We start from the raw sequence: 26,865 nt of genomic DNA, 5'->3' as shown, positions 1-26,865 counted from the left end.
GGACTGGTGCCGGACTGGTGCCGCTCCCGTCAGAAATCGGTGAGCAGGCGCGACCAGCTTTCGGACGACAGGCCTTCCGCATAGAGCAGCTCCTGTTCCACCGCCCGGTGCAAAGCCGGCAGCCGGCCGGCAACGCAGAAAAAGCCGCGATGGCGGAACGTTACGTGAGCCATCGCCTGCAGCGCCGGCATCAGGAAGGGCTGCGTCATGCCGCGGGCCTCTGCATATCCCTGCCGGTCGAGATCGGCCAGCAGCGCCGCGACGCTCTCGCGCTCCCGCCCTTCGAGACACAGGAGGTTGAGCACGGTCGCCCGCCCGCGCCCGCTGCCGCAATAGGCGGCGGCGCCGATGATCGCGCCGCCGGCATCGGTCACCAGACAGAAGCGCAGCGCTCCAAGGCCCGGATTGCTCTCCACCATCCGCATCAGCCAGGCGAACTCCGCCGGATCCCAGTCGGGACGGACGCTGAACCGCCCCAGCATCGGCCGGGCCTCGAACAGGAAGCGCGCCGGGCCGACGGCCTCAACGGCAAGGCCCTCCGGCATTCTGGCGACAAGGCGCCTGTGGCGGCGGCGCAGGCCCGCATCGAGCAGTCGGAGCGGCGCCAGCGCGATCTGCCCCGCCCTGCTCCGCAGGGCGCGGTGCAGGCGCGGCACCTCGGCGGCCAGCGGCCGGAACAGGCGGCGCCACTCCAGGCTCTGGATCGGCAGCACATGCCCCCCGGCGGCCCGCCAGTGGTGGGAACTGGTCTCGACGGCCGTATCCGAGAACAGGAAATCGTGCCGCTTGCCGCGAAAATAGCGGGAGAGGCTGGCCGCCCCGCGCGACCCCGCCTCGCCGGAGGCCATGAAGTTGCACAGGAGCCGCGCCGTCACCAATTGGCCCTCGACGCGAAAACGCATCGGCACCGACAGGATTGCCGCGCGGACGGTGCCGCTCTCGTCCTCGAACACCCGGCTGCCGTTGTCGGACGACAGATGCGGGCTGCCGAAGCACAGCGCCTCCAGATAGGCCTCCAGCCCCGGCGCCTGCCGGCCGTTGCGAAAGGCGCTCGCGAAAATCGCCGCGACGCCGGCCACGTCCCGTCGTTCCATCGGCCGACTGCACTGTTGTGTCGCGCTGCGCACCATACTGCTTCTGACGATATGTCCGTGCATTCGCAAAACCGCCCTCTGTTTCCGGCGACTATGCCGGCAGGGCCTTGAACGAGACTTTATTCCGGGACCAAAAACGCCCTGCGGCCTAAAAAAATGCCGATGAAGTAAACCATTCGCAAATGCGGCCGCGCGGCGCACAATGACGCAGGCACCGTCTGCCCGATCGCGGAAGACTGCGCGTTGAGACCGCAGCCGCAAGGCTGGTCGCGAAAACGATGAAGGACAGGACGCCCGCGAGCGCCGGAGGACGGCCGAAACGGCCGGGCTGCGGGAAGGTCCAAACTGCGGGAAGGACCACACGGCGGAAACAGCCAGGCTGCGGGAAGCAGCAGACTGTGGGAAGGACCAAAATGCGGGAAGGAATGGTGGGCGATACTGGGATTGAACCAGTGACCTTTCCGGTGTGAACGGAACGCTCTCCCGCTGAGCTAATCGCCCATGGCCTGTCGGCTGGTGAGGGGTATCTAAAGGAGCGGGCCGGCTTGCGCAAGGCGGAATTTGGACGCCTGTGGATTTTCCCCATGCCCGACGCCGGCAGCATGTCGCACCCGCGCATCGCCATGACGTTTTGTTGACCCCGCCCCGCTTTATTTCATGTCTGCCGGCATAATTTCGCCATACATGTATTCGCCGCCGTTTTTATTTGACAAGATTGACGGCTACTCACAAACTGCCCGCAAATAGAAGCAAAAACCTTCCATTGGACTAGGGGTCAGCCCCTCGCAGCCCGGGCACAGTGCGCATGGCAGATCAGACCACCTCCACCGAACAGCAGACGGTGGCCCTTATCCTTCTGGATCAGTTCTCGCTGATCGCCTTCACCTCGACGATCGAGCCGATCCGCATCGCCAACCGGGTGCTCGGCCAGGAGTTCTATTCCTGGAAGACCTATTCGGTGGACGGCAACCCGGTGCAGGCCAGCAACGGCTGCCATCTCTCGGTCCAGGGGTCGATCAACGACCTTGAGGACGCCGACATCACCTTGATCTGTTCCGGCGTCGACGTGGAGCGCGTGCCGCTGCCCAAGGAACTGGGGACGCGGCTGCGCAAGCTGAACGCGCGCGGGCGCACCTATGGCGCGGTCTGCACCGGCTCCTATGTGCTCGCCCGCTACCATCTTCTCGACGGCCGCCGCTGTACGATCCACTGGGAGAACCTGCGCTCCTTCCGCGAGGAGTTTCCCGAGATCGAGGTCTCGGGCGACCTCTTCGCCATCGACCGCAACTGCATCACCTGCGCCGGCGGCATGGCCGCGCTCGACATGATGCTGCGCGTCATCGCCATCCAGCACGGCGCCTATCTGGCGCATGAAGTGGCGGAGGTGGCGCTCTATCAGAACATGCGCTCGGGCGAGAGCGCGCAGCGCCACGATCTGGAAAGCCGCACCGGCATTTCCAACGTCAAGATCCTCGACGCCATCCGCATCATGGACCTGCATATCGAGGATCCGCTGTCCTGCCAGCAACTGGCGATGACGGTCAACCTCAGCCCGCGCCAGTTGGAGCGGCTGTTCCGCCGCCATTTCGACTGCACGCCCGGCCAGTATTATCTCAAGCTGCGGCTGGAGACGGCGCGCGACCTGCTGCGGCGCACCAACCGGCCGGTGCTCGACGTCGCCATCGCCTGCGGCTTCGCCTCCACCTCGCATTTCACCAAGTGTTACCGGGAGCGCTACAACTGCACTCCGACGGAGGAGCGCCAGTCCTATTTCTGGGCGCAGGGCGGGCGCAAGCAGAGCGCCCGCATGGCCGGCCGGGCGCGACTGGTCACCTCGCACTGACCCGCCCGCGACGGGCGGGACGAGCAAAGGGGCGGCGGCCACGCATCGGCGCGCGGGACGCGCCGCCCTCCTTTTGCGTCCTCCCGCGCTCGTCCGTCTCCGTGCGTCCTCCCGCGCGCCCTCGCGTTCGTCATCCCGCGCGCCGCCTTCGCGTTTCGTCCGCCCGCGCGCCCTCTCTTTTCGTCATCCCGGGCAAGGCGCAGCCGCGACCCGGGACCGGCGAGCCGAGAGCCTTTCGGCAGCACTCCCGGCCCTCCCCACGAACGTTCGTGGCTCTCCGGTCCCGGATCGTCGGCCTTCGGCCTCGTCCGGGAAGACGCGGGGAGAGGCATGTGCGACAAATATCCGCTGAGGGCGCCAATGGATCCCGGCGCTGCGCTGCGCGCGGCCGGGATGACGGCCTGAGAATGAGGCGCGACCTCGCCCCATCTCGGAGGTCTCCCCCGGTCGCGCGCAAGCACGCGCCGGTCACCCAACCCACGGATGTCACCCCGGCCGCAGGCGAAGCCGGAGAGCCGGGGTCTATTGGCTGCCAGAGCGGCGGCGAGGACGCGCCCGCACTAGCCCCACACTCGGCCTGTCGTCCCGGTTTCGGCTTGCCGAAGACCGGGACCCAGTAACCACAGGTCGCGAGGCTCAAGCTTCGGCGCTGCCGCCGGGCGGTCGGAGGCTGCCGCCGTCACGCCACCACCAGCCCCAGCGGATACTGGATACCTGCCTTCGCAGGTATGACAGCCGTGGAATGGAGCGAACGCCTTCCGTCTCACATCCGCCTGACGGCGCTTGCCGTGTCCGTTCCTGCCCCCCTTCATCCTCCGGCACAGCCCCTCCCCGCGTCCTCCCGGACGGCGCGTCAGCGCCGAGCCGGGACCGGCGAGCCGAGGGCCTGCCCGAAACGCTCCCGGCCCTCCCCAAGAACGTTCGTGGCTCTCCGGTCCCGGATCGTCGGCCTTCGGCCTCGTCCGGGAAGACGCTAGAAGAGAGGCATGTGCGACAAATGTCCGCTGAGGGCGCCAATGGGTCCCGGCGCTGCGCTGCGCGCGGCCGGGATGACGGCCTGAGAATGAGGCGCGACCTCGCCCCATCTCGGAGGTCTCCCCCGGTCGCGCGCAAGCACGCGCCGGTCACCCAACCCACGGATGTCACCCCGGCCGCAGGCGAAGCCGGAGAGCCGGGGTCTATTGGCTGCCAGAGAGGCGGCGAGGACACGCCCGCACTAGCCCCACACTCGGCCTGTCGTCCCGGTTTCGGCTTGCCGAAGACCGGGACCCAGTAACCACAGGTCGCGAGGCTCAAGCTTCGGCGCTACCGCCAGGCGGTCGGAGGCTGCTGCCCTCGCACAATCATGCAGCCCCAGCGGATACTGGATACCTGCCTTCGCAGGTATGACAGCCGTGGAATGGAGCGAACGCCTTCCGTCTCACATCCGCCTGACGGCGCTTGCCGTGTCCGTTCCTGACCCCCTTCATCCTCCGGCACAGCCCCTCCCCGCGTCCTCCCGGACGGCGCGCCGAGCCGGGACCGGCGAGCCGAGGGCCTGCCCGAAACGCTCCCGGCCATCCCCACGAACGTTCGTGGCTCTCCGGTCCCGGATCGTCGGCCTTCGGCCTCGTCCGGGAAGACGCCGGGAGAGGCAGACGCCGGGAGAGGCAGGCGCGCATGGCGGAACGGCGGGCACGCGCCCACCCTCGCAGGTAGGACGCGGACGGAGCGACACGCCCCCCCACCGGCACCGGAGGAAGCAGTGAAGAACGGCAGCCAGCCGGCGGTCATGCAGAACGCATTAACGATTGGCTGTTTAGGCTCGCTGCCGAGTTGGCTGGACCGCAAGATCGGGTCCGCAGCGGGAAATGGACGCCGAATGATGAAATCGTTTCTCGGTTTCGCCGAAAATATACGGTTCTCGCTGCAGGAAGCGTTCATCGCGCTGGTGCCCATCATCGTCCTGATCTCGGCGCTGCGGCTGATCGATTTCGCGCTCCTGTATAGCGGCCTCGCCATCCCCTTCCTGCCGTCGGAGACGCTGGCCGAGGTCACCAATGTGCTCGACATCGCCATGCCGGTGGTGCTGGCGATCTCGGTGGCCTACCAGCTCTCCATCCTGTTCAGGATCGACCGGGTGACCGGCGCGGCTCTGGCGCTCGCCGTGTTCTTCTTCGACAGCTACGGCACCACCGGGATCAGCAATCCGCAGGCCACGGCCCTTGCCTCCCTCAACGCGGTGGTCGCGCCGCTGCTGGCGCTGCTGATGCTGCGCGCCTGCGCCCGGCTGCCATTCCCGCGCCTCCAGCACGGCGCGCTGAGCTACAACCTCCAGAACGCGCTCAACATGGCGCTGCCGGCGCTGATCGGCTTCATCGCCACGCTCGGCCTCCTGAACCTGCTGCACGAGGCGGCGGCCATCGCCTATGGCTGGCTCGCTCCGAGCTTTCTCGGCTTCGGTTCGGAACTGGCGCTGACGCTCTATCTCGCCGGCTCGCAGGCCATCTGGTTCTTCGGCCTGCACGGCACCAACCTCGCCTATCTCGCCGTGCCGCCGGACTTCGGCTCGGCCGAGATCGTCGGCGGCCTGACGCGCGACATGTTCATGACCTCGTTCGTCAATCTCGGCGGATCGGGCACCACTCTCGGCCTGGCGCTGGCCATCCTGCTGTTCTCGCGCCACCCGCACATGCGCTCGATCGCCCTCGTCGCCCTGCCCTTCACGCTGTTCAACATTTCGGAAGTGCTGGTCTTCGGCCTGCCGATCGTGCTGAACCTGCGCCTGCTGCCGCCCTTCGTGCTGGTGCCGATCGCCTGCCAGGTCGTCGCCATGACCGCGATCACCCAGATCGGCCTCACCGCCTTTTCGGCCGAGGTTCCCTGGGTGACGCCGCTGTTCCTCAACGTCTACCTGCAGACCGGCGAGGCCTGGACGGTGCTGCTGCAGATGGGCCTGCTGGCGATGAGCACCCTGCTCTACGCGCCCTTCGTGCTGCGCTACGGACGGGCCCGCGGCGGCGTCCAGGACCAGGCACTGCTCAATGACGGCGCCGATTTCGACGACCATCTGCGCCGCCAGCACGGCCGCACCGTGCTCGACCAGCAATCGACGCTGCTGCGCAACAGCGAGGCCGCCCGCGACGCCGTCGACTTCGTGCGCGAGAACCAGCTCGCCCTGCATTACCAGCCGGAGATCGACGCACGCACCGGTGCCTGCATCGGCTTCGAGGCGCTGCTGCGCGTCTGGGTCGAGGGGCGCGGCTTCGTCGGCCCGTATTTCCTGGAAACGCTGGAAAACGCCGGCTTTGCCCATCTGATCGACCGCTGGGTCTGCCGCCAGGTGCTGCAGGACCTGCCCGTGCTGCTGCAGACGGATCGCGACATGGTGCTCTGCATCAACCTGCATCCCGACACGATCGCCGACGGCGCCGCGGTCGACTGGCTGGTGCGCGCCTTCACCGGCATGCCGGTCAGCTTCGAGATCATCGAGCGGGGCCTGCGCAACGATCCGGCGATCGTCGACAACCTGCAGCGTCTCGCCGATGCCGGCCTCAGCGTCGCCATCGACGATTTCGGCGCCGGCCACTCCAACTTCAACCTGCTGGCGGACCTGCCGGTCGGCACCGTCAAGTTCGACCGCTCGCTGCTGCTCAGCGCCGCCGACGAGCGCGGCCGCATCGTCTACCGCAAGCTCACCAGCCTGTGCCACGACCTCGGCTACAAGGTGGTCGCCGAAGGCGTCGAGACGCAGGACCAGGCCGACCTCGTCACCGCCTGCGGCGTCGACATCATCCAGGGCTGGTTCTACGCAAGGGCGATGCCGCTCGAGGAGGCCCTCGCCTTCGCCGGGAGACTGGAAGCAAACACGCTCGCGGCGGCCGAGGCGGTCGCGCTGCGCCCCTCGCTGCCGCCCCGCTGAGGAGGGACCGCGGCGGCCCGAACGGCCGGCGTAGGAGCCTAATGAAACTCAGTATTTCCCCTAGGGAACAAAAAGACATTGTTAAGCCAGATGACGGTTTCCGCTTAGAATCACCGCGAGTTTTGTTCAGACTGTATTTCGGGAAGGACCAACTCGACGATGAGGCTGTCACTTGCGTCATTTCATCCGGAAGGGAAGCTCCGAAAGCGCCGTACTCCGGCATCTCCTGGCGACGATGCATCAGGGGATCACCGTGATGGACCCGCAACTGCGCCTGGTTCTGGTCAACGAGACGGCCTGCCGGCTGCTCGACCTGCCGCAGGAGCTGATCGAGAGCACCCCCGATCTGGAAGAAGTCCTGCGCTTCGTCGCGCAGCGCGGCGAATACGGTCCCGGCGACCCCGAGGAGCATGTGCGCCAGCGCCTTGCCCTGGCCCTCAGCCGGGAGATGTTCGACTTCGAGCGCCGGCGCCCCGACGGGACGGTGCTCAGGGTCCAGGGCACGCCGATGGCCGACGGCGGCTTCGTGACGATCTACACCGACGTCACCGAGGCGCGGCGGCGGAACGACGCCGTCGCCGAGGCGCGCGACATCCTGGAGGAGCGGCTGGAGGAACGCACCGCCGAGTTGCGGCGCGGGCGCGACCTCCTGGTCAGCACGATCAATGCCGTCAATGACGGCCTCGTCGTCGTCAGCGACAACGGCCGCATCATGCTCACCAACGACACGTTCGACCGGCTGTTCCCCAGCGAGACCCCCTGGAAGGACGCCAATGCCGATATCGTCGAGGTGATGCAGCGGCTCGGCCCGGCCGGCCTGGCCGAAGCCCTCGAGGGCCTGGAGGACGATCCGGAGATCCCGTGCGAGTTCGCCTTCGGCGATAGCTGGTTTCGCGTCAGCCGCCGTGCGACGGGCAACAACGGCACGTTGATCTACCGCTTCGCCGACATCACCACCTACAAGATCCAGCACCGGACGCTGCAGCAGCACACCGACAAGCTGGTCAAGATGCTGCGCAACGAGCAGCACATCAACGAGATGCAGCGCGAGTTCGTGTCGATGGCCTCGCACGAGTTCCGCACTCCGCTCGCCATCATCGACAGCAACGCCCAGCGGCTGCGCCGTCTGCTCGACCGCTATGTCGAGCTGGTCCCCGAGCCGATGCCCGACACCGACGCCCTGGTCAAGCGCCTGACCAACATCCGGGAATCGGTCGACCGGATGCAATATCTGATCAACCGCTTCCTCAACTTCACCAAGCACCAGTCGGGAACGCTGGAGATCCAGCGCAAGGCCACGCCGCTGCGCCAGATGATCGAGGAGATCTGCCGCCGCCAGCAGGGGCTTTGCGCCACCCACCGGATCGACATCGATGTCGACCGGCTGCCGGAGAGCGCCAGTATCGACAGCCGGCTGATCGAGCAATGCGTCGGCAACATCCTGTCCAACGCCATCAAATATTCGCCCGGCCGCAGCGAGGTGCGGGTGCGCGGCTTCACCGAGGGCCGCTTCGCCGTCCTGCGCTTCGAGGATGACGGCCTCGGCATTCCGGCCGACGAGATCCCGAAGATCTTCAACCGCTATTACCGGGCGTCCACGTCCAGTGGCATTCCCGGTACCGGCATCGGCCTGCACATGACGGACATGGTCGTGTCCGAGCATCGCGGCCGATTGACCGTCACCAGCGAGGTGGGCAGCGGCACGGTCGTCGAGATCCGCCTGCCCCGCACCCCCGCCCGCGCCGGAACCGTCACCGAAAAGGAGGCCGTCAGATGACCCGCAAGCCGAGGATCCTGTGCGTCGAGGACGAGACGCTGCTGCTGGACGATCTGCAGGAGGAACTTCAGGACGCCGGCTACGAGGTGCTCGGCGCCGGCAACGGCAAGGAGGCGCTGGACTGCCTGCGACGGCAGACGCCGGACCTGATCCTGTGCGACATGATGATGCCGGTGATGAGCGGGCCGGAACTCCTGTCCTGCGTCCGCAGGGAGCTGCCGCAGCTCATCCGCGTGCCGTTCATCTTCCTCACCGCCCTTGCCACGCGCGAGAACATCATCAAGGGCAAGAAGCTCGGCGCCGACGACTACCTGACCAAGCCGCTCGACTTCGACATGCTGCTGGCAACGGTGGAGGCGCGGCTGAAGGAGGTCGACCGCATCAACAGCGCGCACCGGGCGCAGCTCATGCAGATCGAGCAGGCCATCCGCCAGACCCGGCAGTCGCGCGGCCCGCTGCGCGTCGCCATCATCAGCGGCTTGCCGAAGGTCATCGAGCCGATCCGCGCGGCGCTGGAGGAACTGGGCTGCGAGATCACCCTGGTGCCGGAGGACAAGCTGAAGCACAAGAGCTACAACTTCGACAGCCAGGACATCGTCCTGCTGGTCTACAGCAAGATCGTCCACTTTTTCCTGCAATACATGACCCGCACGGGGGTGCGCCCGCCGCAGGGCAAGATGGTGCTGCTGGCGCCCGCCAGCATGAACGACTCGCTGCGCGCCGGCCTGATGGAGACCGGCATCGACGGCTTCCTCGACTATCCGTACCGGCCCGTCGATGTCTTCAAGCTGCTGATGGACCGCCTGCAGCCGGCCTGACCGGGGCGCAGTGGAGCGGCGATGGCGGCGCGGGCCTTGCGGCCCCCAAAACGAAAAGGCGCGGGCCTTGCGGCCCCCAAAACGGAAAAAGGCGCGGGCCTTGCGGCCCCCCCGAAACGAAAAAAGGCGCGGGCCCGCGGCCCGCGCCTTCTCCGTTCCCCGATGCCCCCCATCTGCATGGCGAGCACCCGGCGCCGCCCCCCGACAGCGCCAGGCGACCCGGCGTCAGTGCAGGATCTGGCTGAGGAACAGCTTGGTCCGCTCGTGCTGCGGATTGGTGAAGAACGGCTCCGGCTCGTTCTGTTCGACGATCTGGCCGGCATCCATGAAGATGACACGGTTGGCGACCTGGCGGGCGAAGCCCATCTCGTGGGTGACGCAGAGCATGGTCATGCCCTCCTCGGCGAGGCTGACCATCACGTCGAGCACTTCCTTGATCATCTCCGGATCGAGCGCCGAGGTCGGCTCGTCGAACAGCATGATCTTCGGGCTCATGCACAGCGAGCGGGCGATCGCCACGCGCTGCTGCTGGCCGCCGGACAACTGGCCCGGATACTTCTTCGCCTGCTCCGGGATCTTGACCCGCTCCAGGTAGTGCATGGCGATTTCCTCGGCCTTGGCCTTGGGCATCTTGCGCACCCAGATCGGCGCCAGCGTGCAGTTCTCCAGGATCGTCAGATGCGGGAACAGGTTGAAGTGCTGGAAGCACATGCCGACCTCGCGGCGGATCTCGTCGATCTTCTTGAGGTCGTCGGTCAGCTCGATCCCGTCGACGATGATCGAGCCCTTCTGGTGCTCCTCCAGGCGGTTGATGCAGCGGATCATCGTCGACTTGCCGGACCCGGACGGGCCGCAGATGACGATGCGCTCGCCGCGCATCACCTTGAGGTTGATGTCGCGCAGCACGTGGAATTCGCCGTACCACTTGTTCATGTTGGTGATCTCGATGGCGACGTCGGTCTCCGACACCGTCATCTTGCTGCGGTTCGCATGGATCTCGGCAGCGTCGATAGCGTTTTCAGTCATGACCAGCTCCAAACGTTGTGTCGGCTTCGCGGGGCCGCGCGCGTCAGCGCGCGTGGCCCCTGTGCAGGCGGCGCTCCATGTAGATGGAATAGCGCGACATGCCGAAGCAGAAGATCCAGAAGACGAAGGCGGCAAAGACGAAGCCCGTCGCCGGCGTGTTGGGCGAGGCCCAGTTGGCGTCCGAGAAGTTCAGCGAGACGATGCCGAGCAGGTCGAACAGGCCGATGATCAGCACCAGGCTGGTGTCCTTGAACAGGCCGATGAACGTGTTGACGATGCCCGGAATGACCAGCTTCAGCGCCTGCGGCATGATGACGAGGCCGATGCCCTGCCAGAACGACAGGCCCATGGCGTCGGCCGCCTCGTATTGCCCCTTCGGGATCGCCTGAAGGCCGCCGCGCACCACCTCGGCCATATAGGCGGAGGCGAAGAGCGCGACGCCGATCAGCGCCCGCAGCAGCTTGTCGAAGTTGACCCCGTCGGGCAGGAACAGCGGCAGCATCACCGAGGACATGAACAGCACGGTGATCAGCGGCACGCCGCGCCAGAACTCGATGAAGATCACCGAGACCAGCTTGACCGCCGGCAGCTTCGACCGCCGTCCCAGCGCCAGCAGGATGCCGAGCGGGAAGGAGGCGACGATGCCGACGATGGCGACGACCAGCGTCACCAGCAGCCCGCCCCAGAGCTGCGTCTCCACCGACCTCAGGCCGAAATCGTAGGAGATGACGGCGAAGACCAGTGCCAGCGCCAGGTAGAAGCCGGCGACCACCGTCAGTGGCGAGGCCGGCGCGATCCCGGCATTCCGGCAGATCAGCGCCACCACGGCCAGCGACAGCGCCGCCAGGACGGCGAGGCCGATCCAGAAATTGCCCGAGAGGCCGACATTGCCGCCGGTCAGCAGGATGAAGCCGGCGATCGGGAAGACGACGAGCAGGTAAAGCACCGTCTCGCGCTTGAACGGCACCCGCGGGATCGCCGCCGGCACCAGGCCGGCGATCAGCAGCAGGCCGGTGAGATCCACCCGCCAGCGTTCGGCGATCGGGTAGCGGCCATACATGAACTGGGCGAACTTGGCGTTGACGAAGGCCCAGCAGGCCCCCGCCCCTTCCACGACGCAGGCCTCCCGGTTCGAGCCGGTCCACACCGCGTCGATGAACAGCCAGTTGATCGTCGGCGGCAGGATCAAGGCCAGCATGGCGATGCCCAGCACCGTCATGATGGCGTTGCCGACGCTGTCGAACAGGTTCTGCCGGACCCAGCCGACAACCCCGGTCTCGGAGACGGGCGGCGGCATGCGCGGCGCCTCGTCGGTTCGCACATAGGCGATTTTCGACACGCTCATCGCCCTACCTCTCCACCAGCGCCATGCGCGAATTGTACCAATTCATGAAGCCCGAGGTGAGCAGCGACAGGGTCAGGTAGACCAGCATGGTGATGATGATCACCTCCACCGCCTGGCCGGTCTGGTTCAGCACCGTGCCGGCGAACACCGCGACAAGGTCCGGATAGCCGATGGCCACCGCCAGCGAGGAGTTCTTGGTCAGGTTGAGGAACTGGCTGGTCAGCGGCGGAATGATCACCCGCATCGCCTGCGGGATGATGACGAGCTGCAGGGTGCGCCGGGGCCGCAGACCCAGCGAATAGGCCGCCTCGGTCTGGCCGTGCGAGACGGCGAGGATGCCGGCGCGGACGATCTCGGCGATGAACGCCGCCGTGTAGAGCGCAAGGCCCAGCAGCAGGGCCATGAATTCCGGGATGATGACGACGCCGCCGCGGAAGTTGAAGCCCGCCAGTTCCGCATAGGCAAGGTCCACCGGCATGCCGGTGACCAGGAAGACCAGCAGCGGCAGGCCGATGATCAGCCCGAGCCCGACGAAGACGCTCGGGAACTGCTGGCCGGTCGCCTGTTGCCGCTTGCGCGCCCAGCGGGAGATGCCGATGGAGGCGGCAATGGCCGCAAGCAGCGCCCACAGGATGGCGGACGAGCCCGGCTGGCCGATCACCTCGGGAAGGATCAGGCCGCGATTGTTGAGATAGACCCCCGATATCGGCTCCAGCGACTGGCGCGGCGAGGGCAGCACGGAAAGCACCGCCTTGTACCAGAACAGCAGTTGCAGCAGCAGCGGGATGTTCCGCAGCATCTCCACATACCAGGTGGCGATCTGGCGGATCAGGAAGTTCTTCGACAGCCGCGCGATGCCGACGATGAAGCCGAGCACCGTGGCAATCACGATGCCGATCACCGCCACCAGCAGGGTGTTGAACAGCCCGACCAGGAAGGCGCGGAAATAGGTGCTGTCGTTGGAATACTGGATCAGCGACTGGGAGACGTCGAAGCCGGCGCGCTCGGAGAGAAATCCGAGGCCGGAGGCGATCCCCGCCCGTTCCAGGTTGATCTTCGCGTTCTGGGCGAAGTAGGCAAGCATCCCCAAAAGGAAGGCGACGACCAGGACCTGGAAGACAATGCCGCGCACGCGCGGATTGTAGAACCAGGATGCGCCGGATCCGCCGCCTGCTTGCTCGCGCTCGGCAGAGCTTGCAGGTGTCATGTCAGACAGGTTCCCCTCGCCGGTTCGCTGTGTTCAGCGTTACCCGAAATCCGCTGTTCTCAGCGCAACCCCTAAATCACCGGCCCGTTTTCGGGCCTGGCCGGTCCGGTGTTCCGAACTCGGTCACGTGGTGTGCATCCCGGTGTGGCGACTTTGAACCACGCCTCGTTTGGCGGCGACCGCCAGAGCGTCTGTCAAACTCGAGAACCGCACCGGAACCGTAAACTTGCCGGTCGCCCTTTTCATCCGGCTCGTTGCGAGCCTGCCGCCAAACGGGACGACCTTCGGATGCGGGTGACCACAGCGGAAGAACCCGGCGCGAGGATCGCGCCGGGTCCGGTCATCGTCTTAGCGGATCGGCGGAGCGTATTGCAGGCCGCCCTTCGACCACAGCGCGTTCACGCCGCGGGCGATGCCGAGCGGGGTCTCCGGACCGACGGTCTTGTCGAAGACTTCGCCGTAGTTGCCGACATGCTTGATGATGCGGGCCGCCCAGTCGTTGCTGAGGCCGATCGACTCGCCGAAATTGCCTTCGGTGCCGAGCAGGCGGCGCACGTTCGGGTCCTCGGACCCCTTCATCTCCTCGACATTGGCCGAGGTCACGCCGAGTTCCTCAGCGTTCAGCATGGCGTAGTGGACCCACTTCACCAGGTTGAACCACTGGTCGTCACCCTGGCGCACGGCGGGGCCGAGCGGCTCCTTGGAGATGATCTCCGGCAGCACCATGTGCTCGCCCGGATCGGTGAGTTGCAGGCGGATCGAGTAGAGGCCCGAGGCGTCGGTCGTGTAGACGTCGCAGCGGTTGGCGTCGTAGGCGGCGTTCACCTCCTCGAGCTTCTCGAACACGACCGGATTGTACTCCATGCCGTTGGCCCGGAAGTAGTCGGTCAGGTTCAGCTCGGTGGTGGTGCCGGTCTGCACGCAGACGGAGGCGCCCGACAGCTCCAGCGCCGAGGAGACGCCGAGCGACTTGCGGACCATGAAGCCCTGGCCGTCATAGTAGTTGACGCCGGTGAAGTTCAGGCCGAGCGTCGTGTCGCGGCTCATCGTCCAGGTGGTGTTGCGCACCAGCACGTCGACTTCGCCGGTCTGCAGCGCGGTGAAGCGCTCCTTGGCGGTCAGCGGGGTGAACTTGACGGCGTTGGCGTCGTCGAAGATCGCCGCGGCAATGGCCCGGCACATCTCGACGTCAATGCCGGTCCACTCGCCCTTGTCGTCCGGAGCGGCAAACCCGGCGAGGCCGGTGTTGGAGCCGCACTGCAGGAAGCCCTTCGCCTTGACGTCGTCGAGCGTCGCGGCGGACGCAGCGGTGGCCGTCAGGCCGAACGCCGCGCCGAGCACGATCGGAAGCAGTTTATGCGTCATGGATATGCAGCCTTCTCTTTTGCCCTGTCTATTCTGGGTTTTTTCGAGATCACGCGCGCGGGATACAGGATGCGGCCATGTTGCGTCTGCGAAAAGCAGTGTCGGCACAGGATACCCCCTCCCGGCATGTCCGCAGCCTTGTTGTTATCTGGCCGTCGGAAATGCCACCGTCATCTCATGAGTGCATTCGATGGCATTTATCGCTAAGGGTCAAGAGCCCGACGCACCGTAAGGTACGATTTGCGAAAAATTTTTCGCTATCTGAAAATCCAGTCAACATCCCGCGAAAGGTAGTGCATGTCTGCGTCCCAGTCGAACCGCGCCCGTGGTCTTGCCACGAAGCTCTCTCACGCAGGTCGGGAGCCCAGTGCGTTCCACGGATTCGTCAATCCGCCGGTGGTTCACGCCTCCACCGTGCTGTTTCCGGACTGCGCGACCATGCTGTCCGGCGGTCAGACCTATCACTATGCCCGGCGCGGCAATCCGACCACCGATGCGCTGGAAGAGGCACTCGCCGAACTGGAGGGCGCGGCCGGCGTGCGTCTTGCCGCCTCCGGGCTCAATGCGGTCGCGGTGGCGCTGCTGTCCTGCCTGTCGGCCGGCGACCATGTGCTGATCACCGACAGCGCCTATGGCCCGACGCGCCACTTCGCCGACACCACCCTCACCCGCTTCGGCGTCGCCGTCGACTATTATGACCCGGCGCTCGGCGCCGGCATCGAGGCGCTGTTCCGGCCCAACACCCGCGCGGTGTTGACCGAGGCGCCGGGCTCGCTCAGCTTCGAGATGCAGGACATTCCGGCGATCGCCAGTGTCGCCCATGCGCGCGACGCGCTGGTGATCATGGACAACACCTGGGCAACGCCGGTCTTCTTCGATGCCATCGGCCATGGCGTCGACCTGTCGGTGCAGGCCGGCACCAAATATCTGATCGGCCATTCCGACGCGATGCTCGGCACGGTGGCGGCGAGCGAGCGGGCCTGGCCGCGCCTGAAGGAGACCCACGGCGCGCTCGGCATGCATGTCGGACCGGACGACGTCTATCTGGCCTTGCGCGGCCTGCGCACGCTGGAAGTGCGCCTGCGCCGCCACATGGAGAACGGGCTCGAGATCGCCCGCTGGCTGGAAGAGCGCCCCGAGGTCGCCCGCGTGCGCCATCCGGGGCTGGAGAGCGATCCGGGCCACGCCATCTGGAAGCGCGACTTCACCGGCGCCTCCGGCCTCTTCGCCTTCGACTTCGTCGACAGCGTCAGCGAGGCGCAGAGCCACGCCTTCCTCGACGCGCTGGAGCTGTTCGGCCTCGGCTATTCCTGGGGCGGTTTCGAAAGTCTCGCCATTCCGGTGCGGCTCAAGGGCGCGCGCACGGCAACGCCGCTGCCGACCGGGGGCCCCAGCGTGCGCCTGCATATCGGCCTGGAGGACACCGCCGACATCCGCGCCGATCTGGAAGCGGGCTTCGCGGCGCTGCGCGGCTGAGCCGCACGGGCCTCAAGAAACCCCATGTGAGGGGGCGGCAACCGCCCTCTCGCGCGCCTCAGATGTTCGGGTCCTGCCGCTTCTCGCGGAAGATCAGCCAGATGTTGCGGAAGTAGATCACCAGCCCCAGCCCCTGCCCGGCGATGAACACCGGATCGCCGGCCTGGATCGCATAGACCAGCAGCAGGCTGCCGCCGGCGATGGAGAAGAACCAGAAGGCCACCGGCACGATCGACCGGCCGACCCGCTCCGAGGCGATCCACTGCACCACGAAGCGCATCATGAACATCGCCTGGGCGACGAAGCCGAGCGCCACCCAGCCGTCGAATCGCTGGATGAACACCAGATGGAACCAGGCGAGAAGATCGCTCAGCATGCCAGTCATATCCCTGTTTCCTCAGGCATCGCCCGGTCGCGAACGGTGATCTCGCTGACCTGCGGCACCCGCTTGCGGCGGCGGCGCAGCCACCACACGCCGTAAAGGTCGAGCACGCCGACCAGCGCCCGGTCGAGAATGCCGTATTTGGAAGTGCCGTGCCGGCGGTGCCGGTCGACGATGTCGACATGGGTGACGCCGTAGCCCTCGCGCAGCACCAGGGCCGGCAGGAAGCGGTGCCAGCTATCGAAATAGGGCAGCCGCAGGAACACCTCGCGCCGCACCGCCTTCAGCCCGCAGCCCGAATCGCGCGTCTGGTCCTTCAGCAGCCGCCCGCGCAGCCCGTTGGCAAGGCGCGAGGCCTGCCGCTTCGCCCAGCTTGCCTTGCGCCCGGTGCGCTGGCCGGCGGCAAGCGCGACGCCGTCGCCGGCAGCCTCCAGTGCGGCGATCAGCGCCGGGATATAGGCCGGATCGTTCTCGCCGTCGCCGTCGATGGTCACCACCACCGCGCCGCGCGCCACCTGCAACCCGCTGCGCACCGAGGCGCTCTGGCCGCAGGACACCGCATGCCGCAGGGCGCGCAGGAACGGGCGGCTGCGCATCAGCTCGGCGAGCACCTCGCCGGTGTCGTCGCCCGACCCGTCGTCGACGACGATCACCTCGAAGCCGCGCCCGTCCAGCGCCGCGGCGATCTCCTCGATCAGCTCCGGCAGGTTGTCGCGCTCGTCCTTGGCCGGCACGATCACCGAGATGTCCGGCGCCGGGATCTCCGGCGCCGGGGTCTCCGGAACCGCGGTCTCCGGCGCGCTGGCGCCGGATGTGGAAGCCGTCATGGTCAGTCCGCCTCTTTGCGGGTCTCGGAAAGGATCGGCGCCGGCACCGCCCGGCGCCAGCCGCGCCGGCCGGTCGCCCCCTGCCACAGCCCCGCCAGCGCCAGCCCGGCGCTCCGCCGTCCGGCGATCGGCTCGATCGCGCCGTGCTCGTCGAAATGGAAGCCGAGGCGCCGGCGCGCCATCCAGCGCCCCATCGCCAGCGCGATGGTCAGGCCGAGCAGGGTTCCGGCGATCACGTCGCTCGGATAATGCGCGCCGACCATGATGCGGCTGAAGGCGATCCAGAAGGCGCAGACCGCGATCAGCCAGCGATAGGCCGGGAAGATCAGCGCCAGCGCCGTGGCGAAGGCGGCGACCGTCGTCGAATGGCCGGAGGGAAAGCTGGTATAGGCGCCCTTGAACGACAGCACGTCGAAATACACCGGCCCGACCTCTTCATACAGCTTCGGGCGGGCCCGGCCGAGAAGCCATTTCAGCAGCAGCACGGCGATGCCGCTCGCCGCCACCACGGAGAAGATGAAGGCCGCATGGGTCCACACGAGGGCCAGCGCCGCGCGCACCCGGAAGCGCAGCCGGTCCCAGTCGAGCGCCAGCGTCAGCAGGCAGTAGAGCCCCGTCGTCCACAGGATCCAGTGGCCCTTGCCGAGATCGGTGATGGCGGAGAAGGCCTGCTTGTACTCGTCCGGCAGCGACCGCAGCCAGGGATAGGTCGGAATGTCGAGGGCGATCGCGGCGATGCCGACGGTCAGCAGCATCACCGCCAGCACGTCCTGCGGCCGGTGTCCGGGCCGCAGCGCCCGCCGCGCCCCGGCGGCGCGCTGCGACCGTCCGCGCAGGATCGCCCGCACCCGCAGCGCATTGCCCTTCATCCGCCGCAAGTGGCGCAGCGCCCACGCGCCTGCCTGCTCGACAGGCCCCGTCTCTCCGGAAGGTCCCGTCTCGCCCGGCGCCAGCCCCGACCGGTCCTGCATGCGTGTCTCCGTCATTGGGACAGGTCCGCGGCGCGGTAGATGCCGAAGTCGAGCCGCTTGCCGCCATTGATGTTGAAGCCCTGCAGCCGGATCGCCGGCTCGGCACCGGCAAAGCCCTGCTCGGCCATCGCGTCGAGGAAATTGCGCTCCTCGCGCCCCTCGACCACCGCCACCCGGCAGCGCTCGCCGCGCTCCGCCGCCCCGCGCCCCGCGATCAGGAAGCCGGCGGCGTCCTTGACGGAGGCCGGCAGCGTGTCGGTGCCTTGCAGGAAGATGTAGCTCGGCTCGTTGAAGCCGACATTGGTCACCTGCGGGGCGTCGCAACCGGCGACCTCCCGCACCGTCTCGGCCAGCCGCGGGCTGATCCAGATCGGCGACAGGCCCGGCAGGGTGAAGCCCCAGGTGGCGATGATGACGAGGATCGCCGCGCCCAGCGCCGAGGGCAGCGCGGCCACGGCGGCCCCGCGCGCCAGATGGCGCATCGCCGCCAGCCCCGGCACCAGCGCGATCAGCGCGATCACCACCCCCGGCGGCGACGGCCAGACGCCGAGCAGCGGCGCCAGCGCGAGACTGGCCACGGCGACGCCGGCGACCGGGATGATGAACAGCGCCGCCGCGCCGATCCGCCAGGCTTTGCCGGGCACCTCGCCCGCCTCGTCGAGGCGCGACAGCAGCAGCGCCGTCAGGATCGCGATGGCCGGCAGCAGCGGCAGCGTGTAATGCGGCAGCTTGGTCGCGGTCAGTTCGAAGACCAGCCAGGACGGCACGATCCAGCACAGCAGGAACACCACCGCCGGGGCGCGCCGCAGGCCCGCCAGCATCGGCAGCGCCAGCAGCGTGAAGGCCGGCAGCGGCCAGAAGGTGGCGAGCGCGGCGGCCAGATGGGTCAACGGCGGCGCGCCGTGGCTCTCCTGGCCCGAGCCGACCTTGGCCAGGAAGTCCTTGCCCACCGCCTCGGCGAAGAAGGCGCCGCCCGACTGCAGCGCGATGGCGATGAACCACGGCAGCACCAGCAGCACGAACAGGGCAAGGCCCGGCAGCGGATAAAGCCGCTTCAGCCAGCGGACCTCGCGCCCGACGAGGCAGAGCGCGACGAGGGTCAGGCCCGAGACCAGCGGCCCGACCGGCCCCTTGACCAGCACCGACAGCGCCATCGCCGCCCAGAAGATCGCCGCCAGACCCTTGTGCCAGCCGCCCGCCCGGTCGAGCCAGATCCGCGCCAGCGCCCCTTGCGCGGCCAGGATCGTCGCCAGCAGCATCGCGTCGGTCTTCGCCAGCCGCGCCTCGACCCCCAGCAGCAGCGTTACCGCCGTCAGCGCCCCGGCGAACAGCGAGATCACCGGCCCGGCAAAGGCGCGGGTGCACCAGTAGGTCAGCAGCACCGCCAGCACCGCGCCGAGCTGCGAGGGCAGCCGGTAGACCCAGATCGGCGCGTTCGAGCCGAGCCCGCTGATCTCCACGGCCGCCGATTGCAGCCAGTAGATGCCGACCGGCTTCTTGTGCCGCGCCTCCTCCTGGAAGCGGATGTCGACGAAGTCGCGGCTCTCCAGCATCTGCTTGGAAGCCTGGGCAAAGCGCGGTTCGTCGCGGTCGAGCGGCGGCACCTGGACAAGGCCGGGCAGGAAGACCACCAGCGACAGCAGCAGCAGCGCCAGCGGCGCCAGGCCGCGATGGCCGAGCCGGCGCAGCCAGCGCCCGCCGGCGCCGGAGAAGCGCCCGGTGAAGGTGCCGGCGAACATGCCCGTGAACGCGCCCTCCGGCGTCCCCGGATTGCGCGTCGGAGTATCTGTGGATTGACCGGCCGGTGTATCCGTCATGTCAAGATCGCCTGCTAGAGCCGCCTGGCGTGCGGCCGCGTTGCCCTCTCGCGCGTTTCCTACAGGAGCGCGGGCAAAAGGGAAACCGTCCACGCGCACGGCATCCCGCCGCATTCCTCTTCCTCTCGCGCGGACGCAGGACATCCGTTAAATCGGACGAGCGCGTTCCCCGCATCCCGACTGCCTCACGGAGACCTTGATGACCCTGATCGCCCAGATCACCGACCTGCATGTGCGCCCGAGCGGACTGGCCTGCTACCGCGTCAGCGAAACCAACATGCTCGCCCGCCGCGCCGTCGAGGCGCTGAACGCGCTCGACCCGCAACCCGACGCCGTGGTGATCACCGGCGATCTCGCCGACGGCCCGGACCTGCGCGAATATGCCGGCGTGCAGCGGCTGATCTCCCGCATCAAGGCGCCGGTCTATGTGCTGCCCGGCAACCATGATTCGACCGCGATGATGCGCGAGACGCTGATCGGTGTTGGCCCGATCAACGAGGGCGAGAACGGCAAGATGCACTATGCCGTCGATATCGGCGACGTGCGCCTGGTCGCGCTCGACAGCGCCGTGCCCGGCGCGCCCCACGGCACGCTCGGCGAGGCGCAGCTCGCCTGGCTCGATCAGGCGCTCTCCGCCAGCGACCGGCCGACGCTCATCGCCCTGCACCACCCGCCGGCACGCACCGGCATCGGCCACATGGACAGGATCGGCCTCACCGATTCCGATGCCTTCGCCGAGGTGATCTCCCGGCATTCCCATGTTCAGCGCGTGATGTGCGGCCATGTCCATCGCACCATCGTCGCCGCTGTCGGCAACACCATCATGACCCTGTGCCCGAGCACCGCCCATCAGGTGGTTCTCGACCTCGCCGACCGGGGCGAAGGCCAGTTCGTGATGGAGCCGCCGGCCTTCTTCCTGCACCGCCACACGCAAGACAGCGGCGTCGTCAGCCACCTGGCCTATGTCGAGAGCCATCGCGGCCCGTTCCCGTTCTACGCCGACGAAGGCGTGAGCTGGTAGGCAGCCGCCAGCCTCGCAGCCGGCACTCGACCTCACACGCGGGAGAGATGGCGCACGATCCGCCACTGGTGATGGGCGACCCGTGCCAGCCATCTCTGCCCGTCGAGGCGGGCCAGCGCGGTTTCCGCGTCGATCTCGCGCGCCGCGGCGGCATCGATCGCCCCGGCGCGCAGCCGGTCGCTCTGCTTGCGCAAGGTGTGCTGGAACCGGGCGAGCCGCGCCTCCGCCGGCAGCCGGCCGCTCTCCCCGCCGCCCTGCGCGCCCACCTTGCTCATGTCCGAAAGCTGGCCCGCCGCCAGCCGCGCCAGGCCGGCCAAAAGGTGCGCCCGCCGGCCGAGGCGCGCATCGTCGTGCAGCCCGGTGATCCGCCGGTCCTCCCCCGCCCGCGCCGACAGCCGCGACAGATGGTCGAGCGCGTGGCGCAGCGACAGGTTGCGCGAATGCGCCGCCCGGTCGCCCCGGTCGGTGCGCAGCCCGTCGACATAGGTCCGCAGGGCGGAAATGCCCGCCGCAACCTCGTCCAGCCGGCCATTGCCGGCGTCCGGCTCGTCCGCCTCCAGCTTGTCCGCCACCACCGTGAAGAGGCCGGCGGCAAGCTCGCGCGCGCTCACCCCGGCCGCATCGAGCGCTGCCGCCGGTTCGGCCAGCAGTGCCGGATCGAGCCGCCCGGCGGCCAGCGGTTGACGGTCCGGCACCATCCATTCGATGACCCTGGCGAACGTCCCGGCGAAGGGCAGGATCACCAGCACCCCGAGCACGTTGAAGCCGGTGTGGAAGGCGACCAGCGCCAGTTGCGCATCGCCCGCCCCGCCGCCGCCGCCCGCGGCCAGAATCGAGAACGGCGTCAGCAGCGCGAAGGCGAGCGTCGCCGTCATCAGGTTGTAGACCACATGGGCAACGCCCGTGCGCCGCATCGCCACCGAGCCGCCGAGCGAGGCGAGCAGCGCCGTCGCGGTGGTGCCGATGTCCATGCCGATCACCAGCGCCGCCGCCTGCGGCAGCGAGATCGACCCGGCGGCGAGCGCCGCCAGCGCCATCACCACGCCGGCGCTCGACGACTGGGTGACCAGCGTCACCAGGATGCCGATGCCGACCAGTTGCAGCCGGCCGAACAGCGTGTCGCCGGGAAAACTCTCCGGCGTCACCACGCCCTGGAAGGCGGCGAGCCCGTCCTTCAGCGCGTCGACGCCGAGGAACAGCAGGCTGAAGCCGGTCAGCGCCCAGCCCGCCTGCGCCATCCGCCCCTGCCCCAGCAGCCGCAGCAGGGCGCCGGCCAGCAGCAGCGGCAGGGCCACCATGCCGAGATCCAGCTTGAAGCCGACCAGCGCCACCACCCAGCCCTTGGCGGTGGTGCCGATATTGGCGCCGAGCACGATGCCGAGCGCCTGCGGAAAGGTCATCAGGCCGGCGCCGACGAAGCCCACCGCCGTGACGGTGGTGGCACTCGACGACTGCAGCACGGCGGTGCAGCCGGCGCCCGCCAGCACGCCGCTGGCCGGGCTGTCGGTCATGCGGGCGAGCGTGCGCCGCAGCGAGCCGCCGGCCAGCGCCCGCAGCCCGTCGGTCAGAATCACCATGCCTGTGAGGAACAGCCCGACCCCGCCGAGCGCCAGAAGTCCGTCCGCGATCATGCGCCGATCATGCGCTGGCCAACGGCGCAGGGCAATCGCAAGCCGCGTGCTGCGGCCGCCTGTCCACCGGCTCGCGCAGCGCGAGATTTGCAATTTGCGAGCGCAAGTGCAGCGTAAGACGCGCGTATACCAAAAACCAAATCAGCGGGCCCGGCGGCAGAATTATCAATTTTCATTATGCGTATAATGGACTTACACTCGTCAGGCGCGCATCGGAGGGGCCGTGGCGCGCTGGCGGCTGCAACCGTTCGCCGCACCATCGACAGGTCAGGTCGGCGTCCGCCGGTCGGTATCCGCCGATCGGTGACGGCCGGTGAATGTCAGCGAAAGAGCCGGACGGAAGTCGTGACGAGTACATCGGCGAAACCGGGATCCAATGAGCGCAGCAGCGCGAAAGCACCTGCGCTCGACAACCCGGCGGCACGGTTGATGCTGACCAATCTCCTGCCGGTGGCCATCATGCGCCTGTCGCGCACCCCCTCGCGCGGGTTCCAGATCGACTATCTCAGCGAGAGCAGCGAAGCCCTGTGGGGCCTGTCCCTGCCGGAGATCGGCAAGTGCCCGCGCCGCCTGTGGCGCCGCATCCATCCCGACGACCTGCCCCATCTCCACGACCGGCTGCGCGAGGCCGGGAAAGGCCGGACGGAGTGGTCGGCGACCTTCCGCATCCGCACCGAAGGCTCCGAGAAATGGGTGGTCGGCCGCGGCCTTCCCCGCCCGGACCTGCCGGGCGATGCCTGGAACATCACCGTCACCGACATCACCGCGCAGATCCAGGCCTATGCCGACCTGCAGGCCAGCGAGGCCCGCTTCCGGGCGCTGACCGAGAACATCCCCGGCGCGATCTTCCGCTATCGCCTGCGCACCGACGGCACCCACCAGATCTTCGACATGACGCCGGGCTGCATCGGCATCTGGGAGCTCCCGGCGGAGGTGATCAACACCGATCCGACGCCGATCTGGAACATGATCCATCCCGACGACGTGCCGCCGATGCGGGCCTCTGTGGTGGACTCGGCGCGCAGCCTCAAGCCCTGGCACTATATCTGGCGCCTGACCACGCCGTCCGGCCGCTTCAAGTGGCTGGAGGGGCGCGGCCTGCCGCATCGCGAGGCGAATGGCGACACGGTCTGGCACTCCGTCATTCTCGACGTCACCGAGCAGCGCAGGAAGGACGAGGAGATCCGCCGGCTTGCCGAGCGCGACGAGCTCACCGGCCTTGCCAACCGCACCCTGCTGCGCCGCCGCCTCGAAACGGCCCTGCGCCAGCGCCTTGCCGATCGCGCCGGCGGCGCGCTGATCCTGATCGATCTCGACCATTTCAAGGACATCAACGACACGCTCGGCCACGATGCCGGCGACATCTTCCTGCGCGCCACCGCCGAGCGGCTGACCGAAAGCGCCGGGCGCGACGACGTCGTCGCGCGGATCGGCGGCGACGAATTCGTCGTGGTGCTGCCGCGGATCTCCGGCGAGCAGGCCGTGCTCGACACCATCGCCCGCATCGACGCGCGCCTGTCCCAGAATGTCCATATCGACGGGCGGGATCTCTCGGCCACCGTCTCCATGGGCGTCGCGCTCTTCCCCCGCGACGGCGACACGCCCAACACCTTGCTGAAACACGCCGACATCGCCCTGTTCGAGGCCAAGGCCGCCGGGCGCCAGACCCATGTGTTCTTTTCCCGGGCGCTGAGCGCGGTGCGCGAACGCCGCCAGAGCCTGGCCGAGGCGCTGCGCGGGGCGATCGTCGCCGACACGCTGCGCGTCGCCTTCCAGCCCATCGTCGAGGCCGGCAGCGGCCGTCACAAGGGCTTCGAGGCGCTGGCCCGCTGGACGCTGGACGGACAGGCGATCTCGCCGGCCGAATTCATTCCGCTGGCCGAGGAGACCGGCCTTGCCGTGCCGCTCGGCCGGCTGCTGCTCACCCGCACCCTGCGCCTGGCGCGCCGGCTCGCCGACACCGGCATCGACCCCGGCACCATCTCCGTCAATGTCTCGGCCGCCCAGCTTCGCGAGCCGGACTTCGCCGCCAGCATCGCCGCCGCCCTGCGCGACTACGGCTTTCCGCCTCAGCGGCTGGAGATCGAGGTGACGGAAACGGTGATTCTCGGCCGCTCCGCCGAGCGCATCGCGCTGACCCTGCGCGAGTTGCGCAGGTTCGGCACCCGCATCGCGCTCGACGATTTCGGCACCGGCTATGCCTCGCTCGCCCATCTCAAGCGGATCCGCGTCGACCGGCTGAAGATCGACCAGTCCTTCGTCCGCGACATCGAGACCGATGCCGACGACGCGGTGATCGTGCGCACGGTGATCAGCCTCGCCAAGTCGCTCGGCATGGACGTCGTCGCCGAAGGGATCGAGACCCGCGAGCAGCTCGCCTTCCTGCGCCACTATGGCTGCGATCTCGCCCAGGGCTATCTGTTCGGCCGCCCGACCACCTCCGAGACCGACCTCGTCAGCTATCTCTCCGGCATCGGCCAGGCCTGATCCGAGCGCACCTGACCCGGGCGCACCTGACCCGGCCCCTCTCCCGCCCCGTCTCGCAGGCCCCGCTCGGGTCCCGGACACGCGCACGGGCGCGGAACCCTCGTCCCGCGCCCGCCCGCTGTCTATCGTTCATCCCAGGACCGGGAACGCCCCAGCCCTTCGGCCCGTCAGCCGCTGCGGCCCGTCAGCCGTTGCGGCCCGTCAGCCGTTGCGGAACGTGTAGCCGTAGCCGTTCAGCGCCGGGGCGCCGCCCAGATGCGCGTAGAGCACCTTGGAGCCTTCCGGGAAATAGCCCTTCTTGACCAGGTCGATCATGCCCTGCATCGACTTGCCCTCGTAGACCGGGTCGGTGATCATGCCTTCCAGGCGCGCGCACAGGCGGATCGCCTCCTTGGTCTCGTCCGACGGCACGCCGTAGATCGGATAGGCATAATCTTCCACCAGCACCACGTCGTCCTTCTCGATCGGCCGGCCGAGTTCGACCAGTTCGGCCGTGCGCGAGGCGATCTCCAGCACCTGGTCGCGGGTCTGTTCCGGGGTTGCCGAGGCGTCGATGCCGATGACGTTGCGCGCGCGCCCGTCCTTGGCAAAGCCGACCAGCATGCCGGCATGGGTGGAGCCGGTCACCGTGCACACGACGATATAGTCGAACCTGTAGCCGAGCGCCTCTTCCTGCGCCCGCACTTCCTCGGCGAAGCCGACATAGCCGAGGCCGCCATACTTGTGCACCGAGGCGCCGGCGGGGATGGCGTAGGGCTTGCCCCCCGAGGCCTCGACCTCGGCGATCGCCTCTTCCCAGCTCCGGCGGATGCCGATGTCGAAGCCCTCGTCGACCATTTGCACGTCGGCGCCCATGATGCGGCTCAGCATGATGTTGCCGACCCGGTCATAGACCGCGTCCTCATGCGGCACCCAGCTTTCCTGCACCAGGCGGCACTTGAAGCCGATCTTGGCCGCCACCGCCGCCACCATGCGCGTGTGGTTGGACTGCACGCCGCCGATGGAGACCAGCGTGTCGGCACCGCTGGCGATGGCGTCCGGCACGATATATTCCAGCTTGCGCAGCTTGTTGCCGCCGAAGGCGAGGCCCGAGTTGCAGTCCTCGCGCTTGGCATGGATCTCGACCTTGCCGCCCAGATGCTGGCTCAGCCGCTCCAGCTTCTCGATGGGCGTGGGGCCGAAGGTGAGCGGATAGCGTTCGAATTTCCCGAGCATGCCTGTCCTCGCCGGTAGGGGCCCGTTGCGGGCCTTGTGGAACCGGCGAAAAAGCTAGCAACGAAGCCGTGAAATGTGCTCTCTAATTCAAGGCCTGAACCTCCATACAGACCGCATGAAAACGCCGTTATCCCCCGCAAGCTTTCGATCAAGAGACATAAAATGAAAGATCCTTCCACGGCAGGTCGCCTCGACCGCACCGACCTGAAGATCCTCAAGCTGCTGCAGGAGGACGGCCGGCTGACCAATGCGGAACTGGCGCAGCGCACCAACACCTCGCCGGCCACCTGTCACCGGCGCACCCAGCGGCTGTTCGCCGAAGGCTATATCCGGGGCGTGCGCGCGATGATCGCCCCGGAGAAGGTCGAGCGCGGCTCCTTGGTGCTGGTCGGCGTGGTGCTGGACCGCTCGACGCCGGAGAGCTTCAGCGAATTCGAGGCGGCGGTGCGCAAGCTCGCCTTCGTCCTCGACTGCCATCTGGTCGCCGGCGATTTCGACTACATGCTGAAGATCCGCGTGCGCGACATGGCCGACTTCAACCGCCTGCACGGCGACAAGCTGATCGCCCTGCCCGGCACCCGCCAGACCCGCACCTTCTTCGTGATGAAGGAGGTGATCGACAACGCCCTGCTGGAGTTTTGAGGCGGCGCGGGACGTACCGG

At 67.9% G+C, this 26,865-nt stretch carries 19 protein-coding genes and 1 tRNA gene; 8 read left to right on the top strand and 12 right to left on the bottom strand.

Annotated features, from left to right (window positions below):
* Positions 1–29: 29 nt before the first annotated feature.
* Complete coding sequence (locus TSB10P1A_RS18165; protein WP_186389350.1) at positions 30–1,094, bottom strand: GNAT family N-acetyltransferase; 1,065 nt, start codon at positions 1,092–1,094, stop codon at positions 30–32.
* Positions 1,095–1,520: 426 nt separating this feature from the next.
* A tRNA-Val gene (locus tag TSB10P1A_RS18160) sits at positions 1,521–1,595 on the bottom strand.
* Positions 1,596–1,899: 304 nt separating this feature from the next.
* Between TSB10P1A_RS18160 and TSB10P1A_RS18155 the strand changes: the two genes are divergently transcribed.
* From TSB10P1A_RS18155 to TSB10P1A_RS18140, 4 genes are all read left to right on the top strand, one after another.
* Entirely contained in the window at positions 1,900–2,937 is a 1,038-nt protein-coding gene (locus TSB10P1A_RS18155; protein WP_186389349.1) for a GlxA family transcriptional regulator, read from the top strand.
* Positions 2,938–4,801: 1,864 nt separating this feature from the next.
* Positions 4,802–6,838, top strand: coding sequence for an EAL domain-containing protein (locus tag TSB10P1A_RS18150; RefSeq protein WP_186389348.1), 2,037 nt, complete (start codon positions 4,802–4,804; stop codon positions 6,836–6,838).
* 172 nt (positions 6,839–7,010) lie between these two features.
* Entirely contained in the window at positions 7,011–8,615 is a 1,605-nt protein-coding gene (locus TSB10P1A_RS18145) for a PAS-domain containing protein (RefSeq protein WP_256376696.1), read from the top strand.
* On the top strand, positions 8,612–9,433 hold the full coding sequence (locus TSB10P1A_RS18140) for a response regulator (protein WP_186389346.1): 822 nt from the start codon (positions 8,612–8,614) through the stop codon (positions 9,431–9,433). The genes TSB10P1A_RS18145 and TSB10P1A_RS18140 overlap by 4 nt, the downstream gene beginning before the upstream one ends.
* Positions 9,434–9,658: 225 nt before the next feature.
* On the opposite strand, the gene TSB10P1A_RS18135 is transcribed toward TSB10P1A_RS18140, so the two are convergent.
* The 4 genes from TSB10P1A_RS18135 to TSB10P1A_RS18120 form a co-directional block, all read right to left on the bottom strand.
* Entirely contained in the window at positions 9,659–10,459 is an 801-nt protein-coding gene (locus tag TSB10P1A_RS18135) for an amino acid ABC transporter ATP-binding protein (RefSeq protein ID WP_371328866.1), read from the bottom strand.
* 43 nt (positions 10,460–10,502) lie between these two features.
* Positions 10,503–11,804, bottom strand: coding sequence for an amino acid ABC transporter permease (locus TSB10P1A_RS18130; protein WP_186389344.1), 1,302 nt, complete (start codon positions 11,802–11,804; stop codon positions 10,503–10,505).
* A 4-nt stretch (positions 11,805–11,808) separates the two neighbouring features.
* Positions 11,809–13,011, bottom strand: coding sequence for an amino acid ABC transporter permease (locus TSB10P1A_RS18125; protein ID WP_186389343.1), 1,203 nt, complete (start codon positions 13,009–13,011; stop codon positions 11,809–11,811).
* Positions 13,012–13,359: 348 nt separating this feature from the next.
* On the bottom strand, positions 13,360–14,376 hold the full coding sequence (locus TSB10P1A_RS18120) for an amino acid ABC transporter substrate-binding protein (protein WP_186389342.1): 1,017 nt from the start codon (positions 14,374–14,376) through the stop codon (positions 13,360–13,362).
* Between the two features lie 297 nt (positions 14,377–14,673).
* On the opposite strand from TSB10P1A_RS18120, the gene metC reads away from it, so the two are divergent.
* Positions 14,674–15,852: a cystathionine beta-lyase gene (metC, locus tag TSB10P1A_RS18115; protein ID WP_186389341.1), complete on the top strand. Its 1,179-nt coding sequence runs from the start codon at positions 14,674–14,676 to the stop codon at positions 15,850–15,852.
* Between the two features lie 58 nt (positions 15,853–15,910).
* Here the strand turns inward: metC and TSB10P1A_RS18110 are convergent, their stop codons facing one another.
* From TSB10P1A_RS18110 to TSB10P1A_RS18095, 4 genes are read right to left on the bottom strand one after another with little or no spacing between them, the layout of a single operon-like run.
* Positions 15,911–16,237: a lipid-A-disaccharide synthase N-terminal domain-containing protein gene (locus tag TSB10P1A_RS18110; protein ID WP_186389340.1), complete on the bottom strand. Its 327-nt coding sequence runs from the start codon at positions 16,235–16,237 to the stop codon at positions 15,911–15,913.
* Positions 16,234–17,061 (bottom strand): glycosyltransferase family 2 protein, encoded by an 828-nt coding sequence (locus TSB10P1A_RS18105; protein WP_186389339.1) that lies wholly within the window; start codon positions 17,059–17,061, stop codon positions 16,234–16,236. Before TSB10P1A_RS18105 ends, TSB10P1A_RS18110 begins: the two co-directional genes overlap by 4 nt.
* Positions 17,062–17,063: 2 nt before the next feature.
* Complete coding sequence (locus TSB10P1A_RS18100; RefSeq protein WP_208987134.1) at positions 17,064–18,047, bottom strand: phosphatase PAP2 family protein; 984 nt, start codon at positions 18,045–18,047, stop codon at positions 17,064–17,066.
* Positions 18,044–19,849 (bottom strand): glycosyltransferase family 39 protein, encoded by a 1,806-nt coding sequence (locus TSB10P1A_RS18095; protein ID WP_186389338.1) that lies wholly within the window; start codon positions 19,847–19,849, stop codon positions 18,044–18,046. The genes TSB10P1A_RS18100 and TSB10P1A_RS18095 overlap by 4 nt, the downstream gene beginning before the upstream one ends.
* Before the next feature lie 199 nt (positions 19,850–20,048).
* On the opposite strand from TSB10P1A_RS18095, the gene TSB10P1A_RS18090 reads away from it, so the two are divergent.
* The gene (locus TSB10P1A_RS18090; RefSeq protein ID WP_186389337.1) at positions 20,049–20,870 is read left to right on the top strand and encodes a phosphodiesterase; all 822 of its coding nucleotides are present in this window, start codon (positions 20,049–20,051) and stop codon (positions 20,868–20,870) included.
* A gap of 32 nt (positions 20,871–20,902) precedes the next feature.
* On the opposite strand, the gene TSB10P1A_RS18085 is transcribed toward TSB10P1A_RS18090, so the two are convergent.
* The gene (locus TSB10P1A_RS18085; RefSeq protein WP_186389336.1) at positions 20,903–22,501 is read right to left on the bottom strand and encodes a Na/Pi cotransporter family protein; all 1,599 of its coding nucleotides are present in this window, start codon (positions 22,499–22,501) and stop codon (positions 20,903–20,905) included.
* A 345-nt stretch (positions 22,502–22,846) separates the two neighbouring features.
* Here TSB10P1A_RS18085 and TSB10P1A_RS18080 point away from each other — a divergent pair, with 345 nt between their 5' ends.
* Positions 22,847–24,988: a bifunctional diguanylate cyclase/phosphodiesterase gene (locus TSB10P1A_RS18080; protein WP_186389335.1), complete on the top strand. Its 2,142-nt coding sequence runs from the start codon at positions 22,847–22,849 to the stop codon at positions 24,986–24,988.
* Between the two features lie 201 nt (positions 24,989–25,189).
* On the opposite strand, the gene TSB10P1A_RS18075 is transcribed toward TSB10P1A_RS18080, so the two are convergent.
* Positions 25,190–26,203 (bottom strand): 1-aminocyclopropane-1-carboxylate deaminase, encoded by a 1,014-nt coding sequence (locus TSB10P1A_RS18075; protein ID WP_186389334.1) that lies wholly within the window; start codon positions 26,201–26,203, stop codon positions 25,190–25,192.
* Positions 26,204–26,365: 162 nt separating this feature from the next.
* Between TSB10P1A_RS18075 and TSB10P1A_RS18070 the strand changes: the two genes are divergently transcribed.
* Positions 26,366–26,845 (top strand): Lrp/AsnC family transcriptional regulator, encoded by a 480-nt coding sequence (locus TSB10P1A_RS18070; protein WP_186389333.1) that lies wholly within the window; start codon positions 26,366–26,368, stop codon positions 26,843–26,845.
* Positions 26,846–26,865: the final 20 nt, after the last annotated feature.

The organism is Stappia sp. TSB10P1A, assembly GCF_900185725.1.
Classification (GTDB): domain Bacteria; phylum Pseudomonadota; class Alphaproteobacteria; order Rhizobiales; family Stappiaceae; genus Stappia.
The sequence above is the reverse complement of the archived record's forward strand: the minus strand, read 5'-3'. Positions and strand labels throughout refer to the sequence as shown.

Bases quoted from the DNA above. Each gene is read 5' to 3' on its own strand.
- TSB10P1A_RS18085 (WP_186389336.1), bottom strand. From the start codon at position 22,501: ATGATCGCGGACGGACTTCTGGCGCTCGGCGGGGTCGGGCTGTTCCTC.
- TSB10P1A_RS18155 (WP_186389349.1), top strand. From the start codon at position 1,900: ATGGCAGATCAGACCACCTCCACCGAACAGCAGACGGTGGCCCTTATC.
- TSB10P1A_RS18165 (WP_186389350.1), bottom strand. From the start codon at position 1,094: ATGGAACGACGGGACGTGGCCGGCGTCGCGGCGATTTTCGCGAGCGCC.
- metC (WP_186389341.1), top strand. From the start codon at position 14,674: ATGTCTGCGTCCCAGTCGAACCGCGCCCGTGGTCTTGCCACGAAGCTC.
- TSB10P1A_RS18100 (WP_208987134.1), bottom strand. From the start codon at position 18,047: ATGACGGAGACACGCATGCAGGACCGGTCGGGGCTGGCGCCGGGCGAG.
- TSB10P1A_RS18110 (WP_186389340.1), bottom strand. From the start codon at position 16,237: ATGACTGGCATGCTGAGCGATCTTCTCGCCTGGTTCCATCTGGTGTTC.
- TSB10P1A_RS18070 (WP_186389333.1), top strand. From the start codon at position 26,366: ATGAAAGATCCTTCCACGGCAGGTCGCCTCGACCGCACCGACCTGAAG.
- TSB10P1A_RS18140 (WP_186389346.1), top strand. From the start codon at position 8,612: ATGACCCGCAAGCCGAGGATCCTGTGCGTCGAGGACGAGACGCTGCTG.
- TSB10P1A_RS18075 (WP_186389334.1), bottom strand. From the start codon at position 26,203: ATGCTCGGGAAATTCGAACGCTATCCGCTCACCTTCGGCCCCACGCCC.
- TSB10P1A_RS18105 (WP_186389339.1), bottom strand. From the start codon at position 17,061: ATGACGGCTTCCACATCCGGCGCCAGCGCGCCGGAGACCGCGGTTCCG.
- TSB10P1A_RS18125 (WP_186389343.1), bottom strand. From the start codon at position 13,011: ATGACACCTGCAAGCTCTGCCGAGCGCGAGCAAGCAGGCGGCGGATCC.
- TSB10P1A_RS18135 (WP_371328866.1), bottom strand. From the start codon at position 10,459: ATGACTGAAAACGCTATCGACGCTGCCGAGATCCATGCGAACCGCAGC.
- TSB10P1A_RS18150 (WP_186389348.1), top strand. From the start codon at position 4,802: ATGAAATCGTTTCTCGGTTTCGCCGAAAATATACGGTTCTCGCTGCAG.
- TSB10P1A_RS18095 (WP_186389338.1), bottom strand. From the start codon at position 19,849: ATGACGGATACACCGGCCGGTCAATCCACAGATACTCCGACGCGCAAT.
- TSB10P1A_RS18120 (WP_186389342.1), bottom strand. From the start codon at position 14,376: ATGACGCATAAACTGCTTCCGATCGTGCTCGGCGCGGCGTTCGGCCTG.
- TSB10P1A_RS18130 (WP_186389344.1), bottom strand. From the start codon at position 11,804: ATGAGCGTGTCGAAAATCGCCTATGTGCGAACCGACGAGGCGCCGCGC.
- TSB10P1A_RS18090 (WP_186389337.1), top strand. From the start codon at position 20,049: ATGACCCTGATCGCCCAGATCACCGACCTGCATGTGCGCCCGAGCGGA.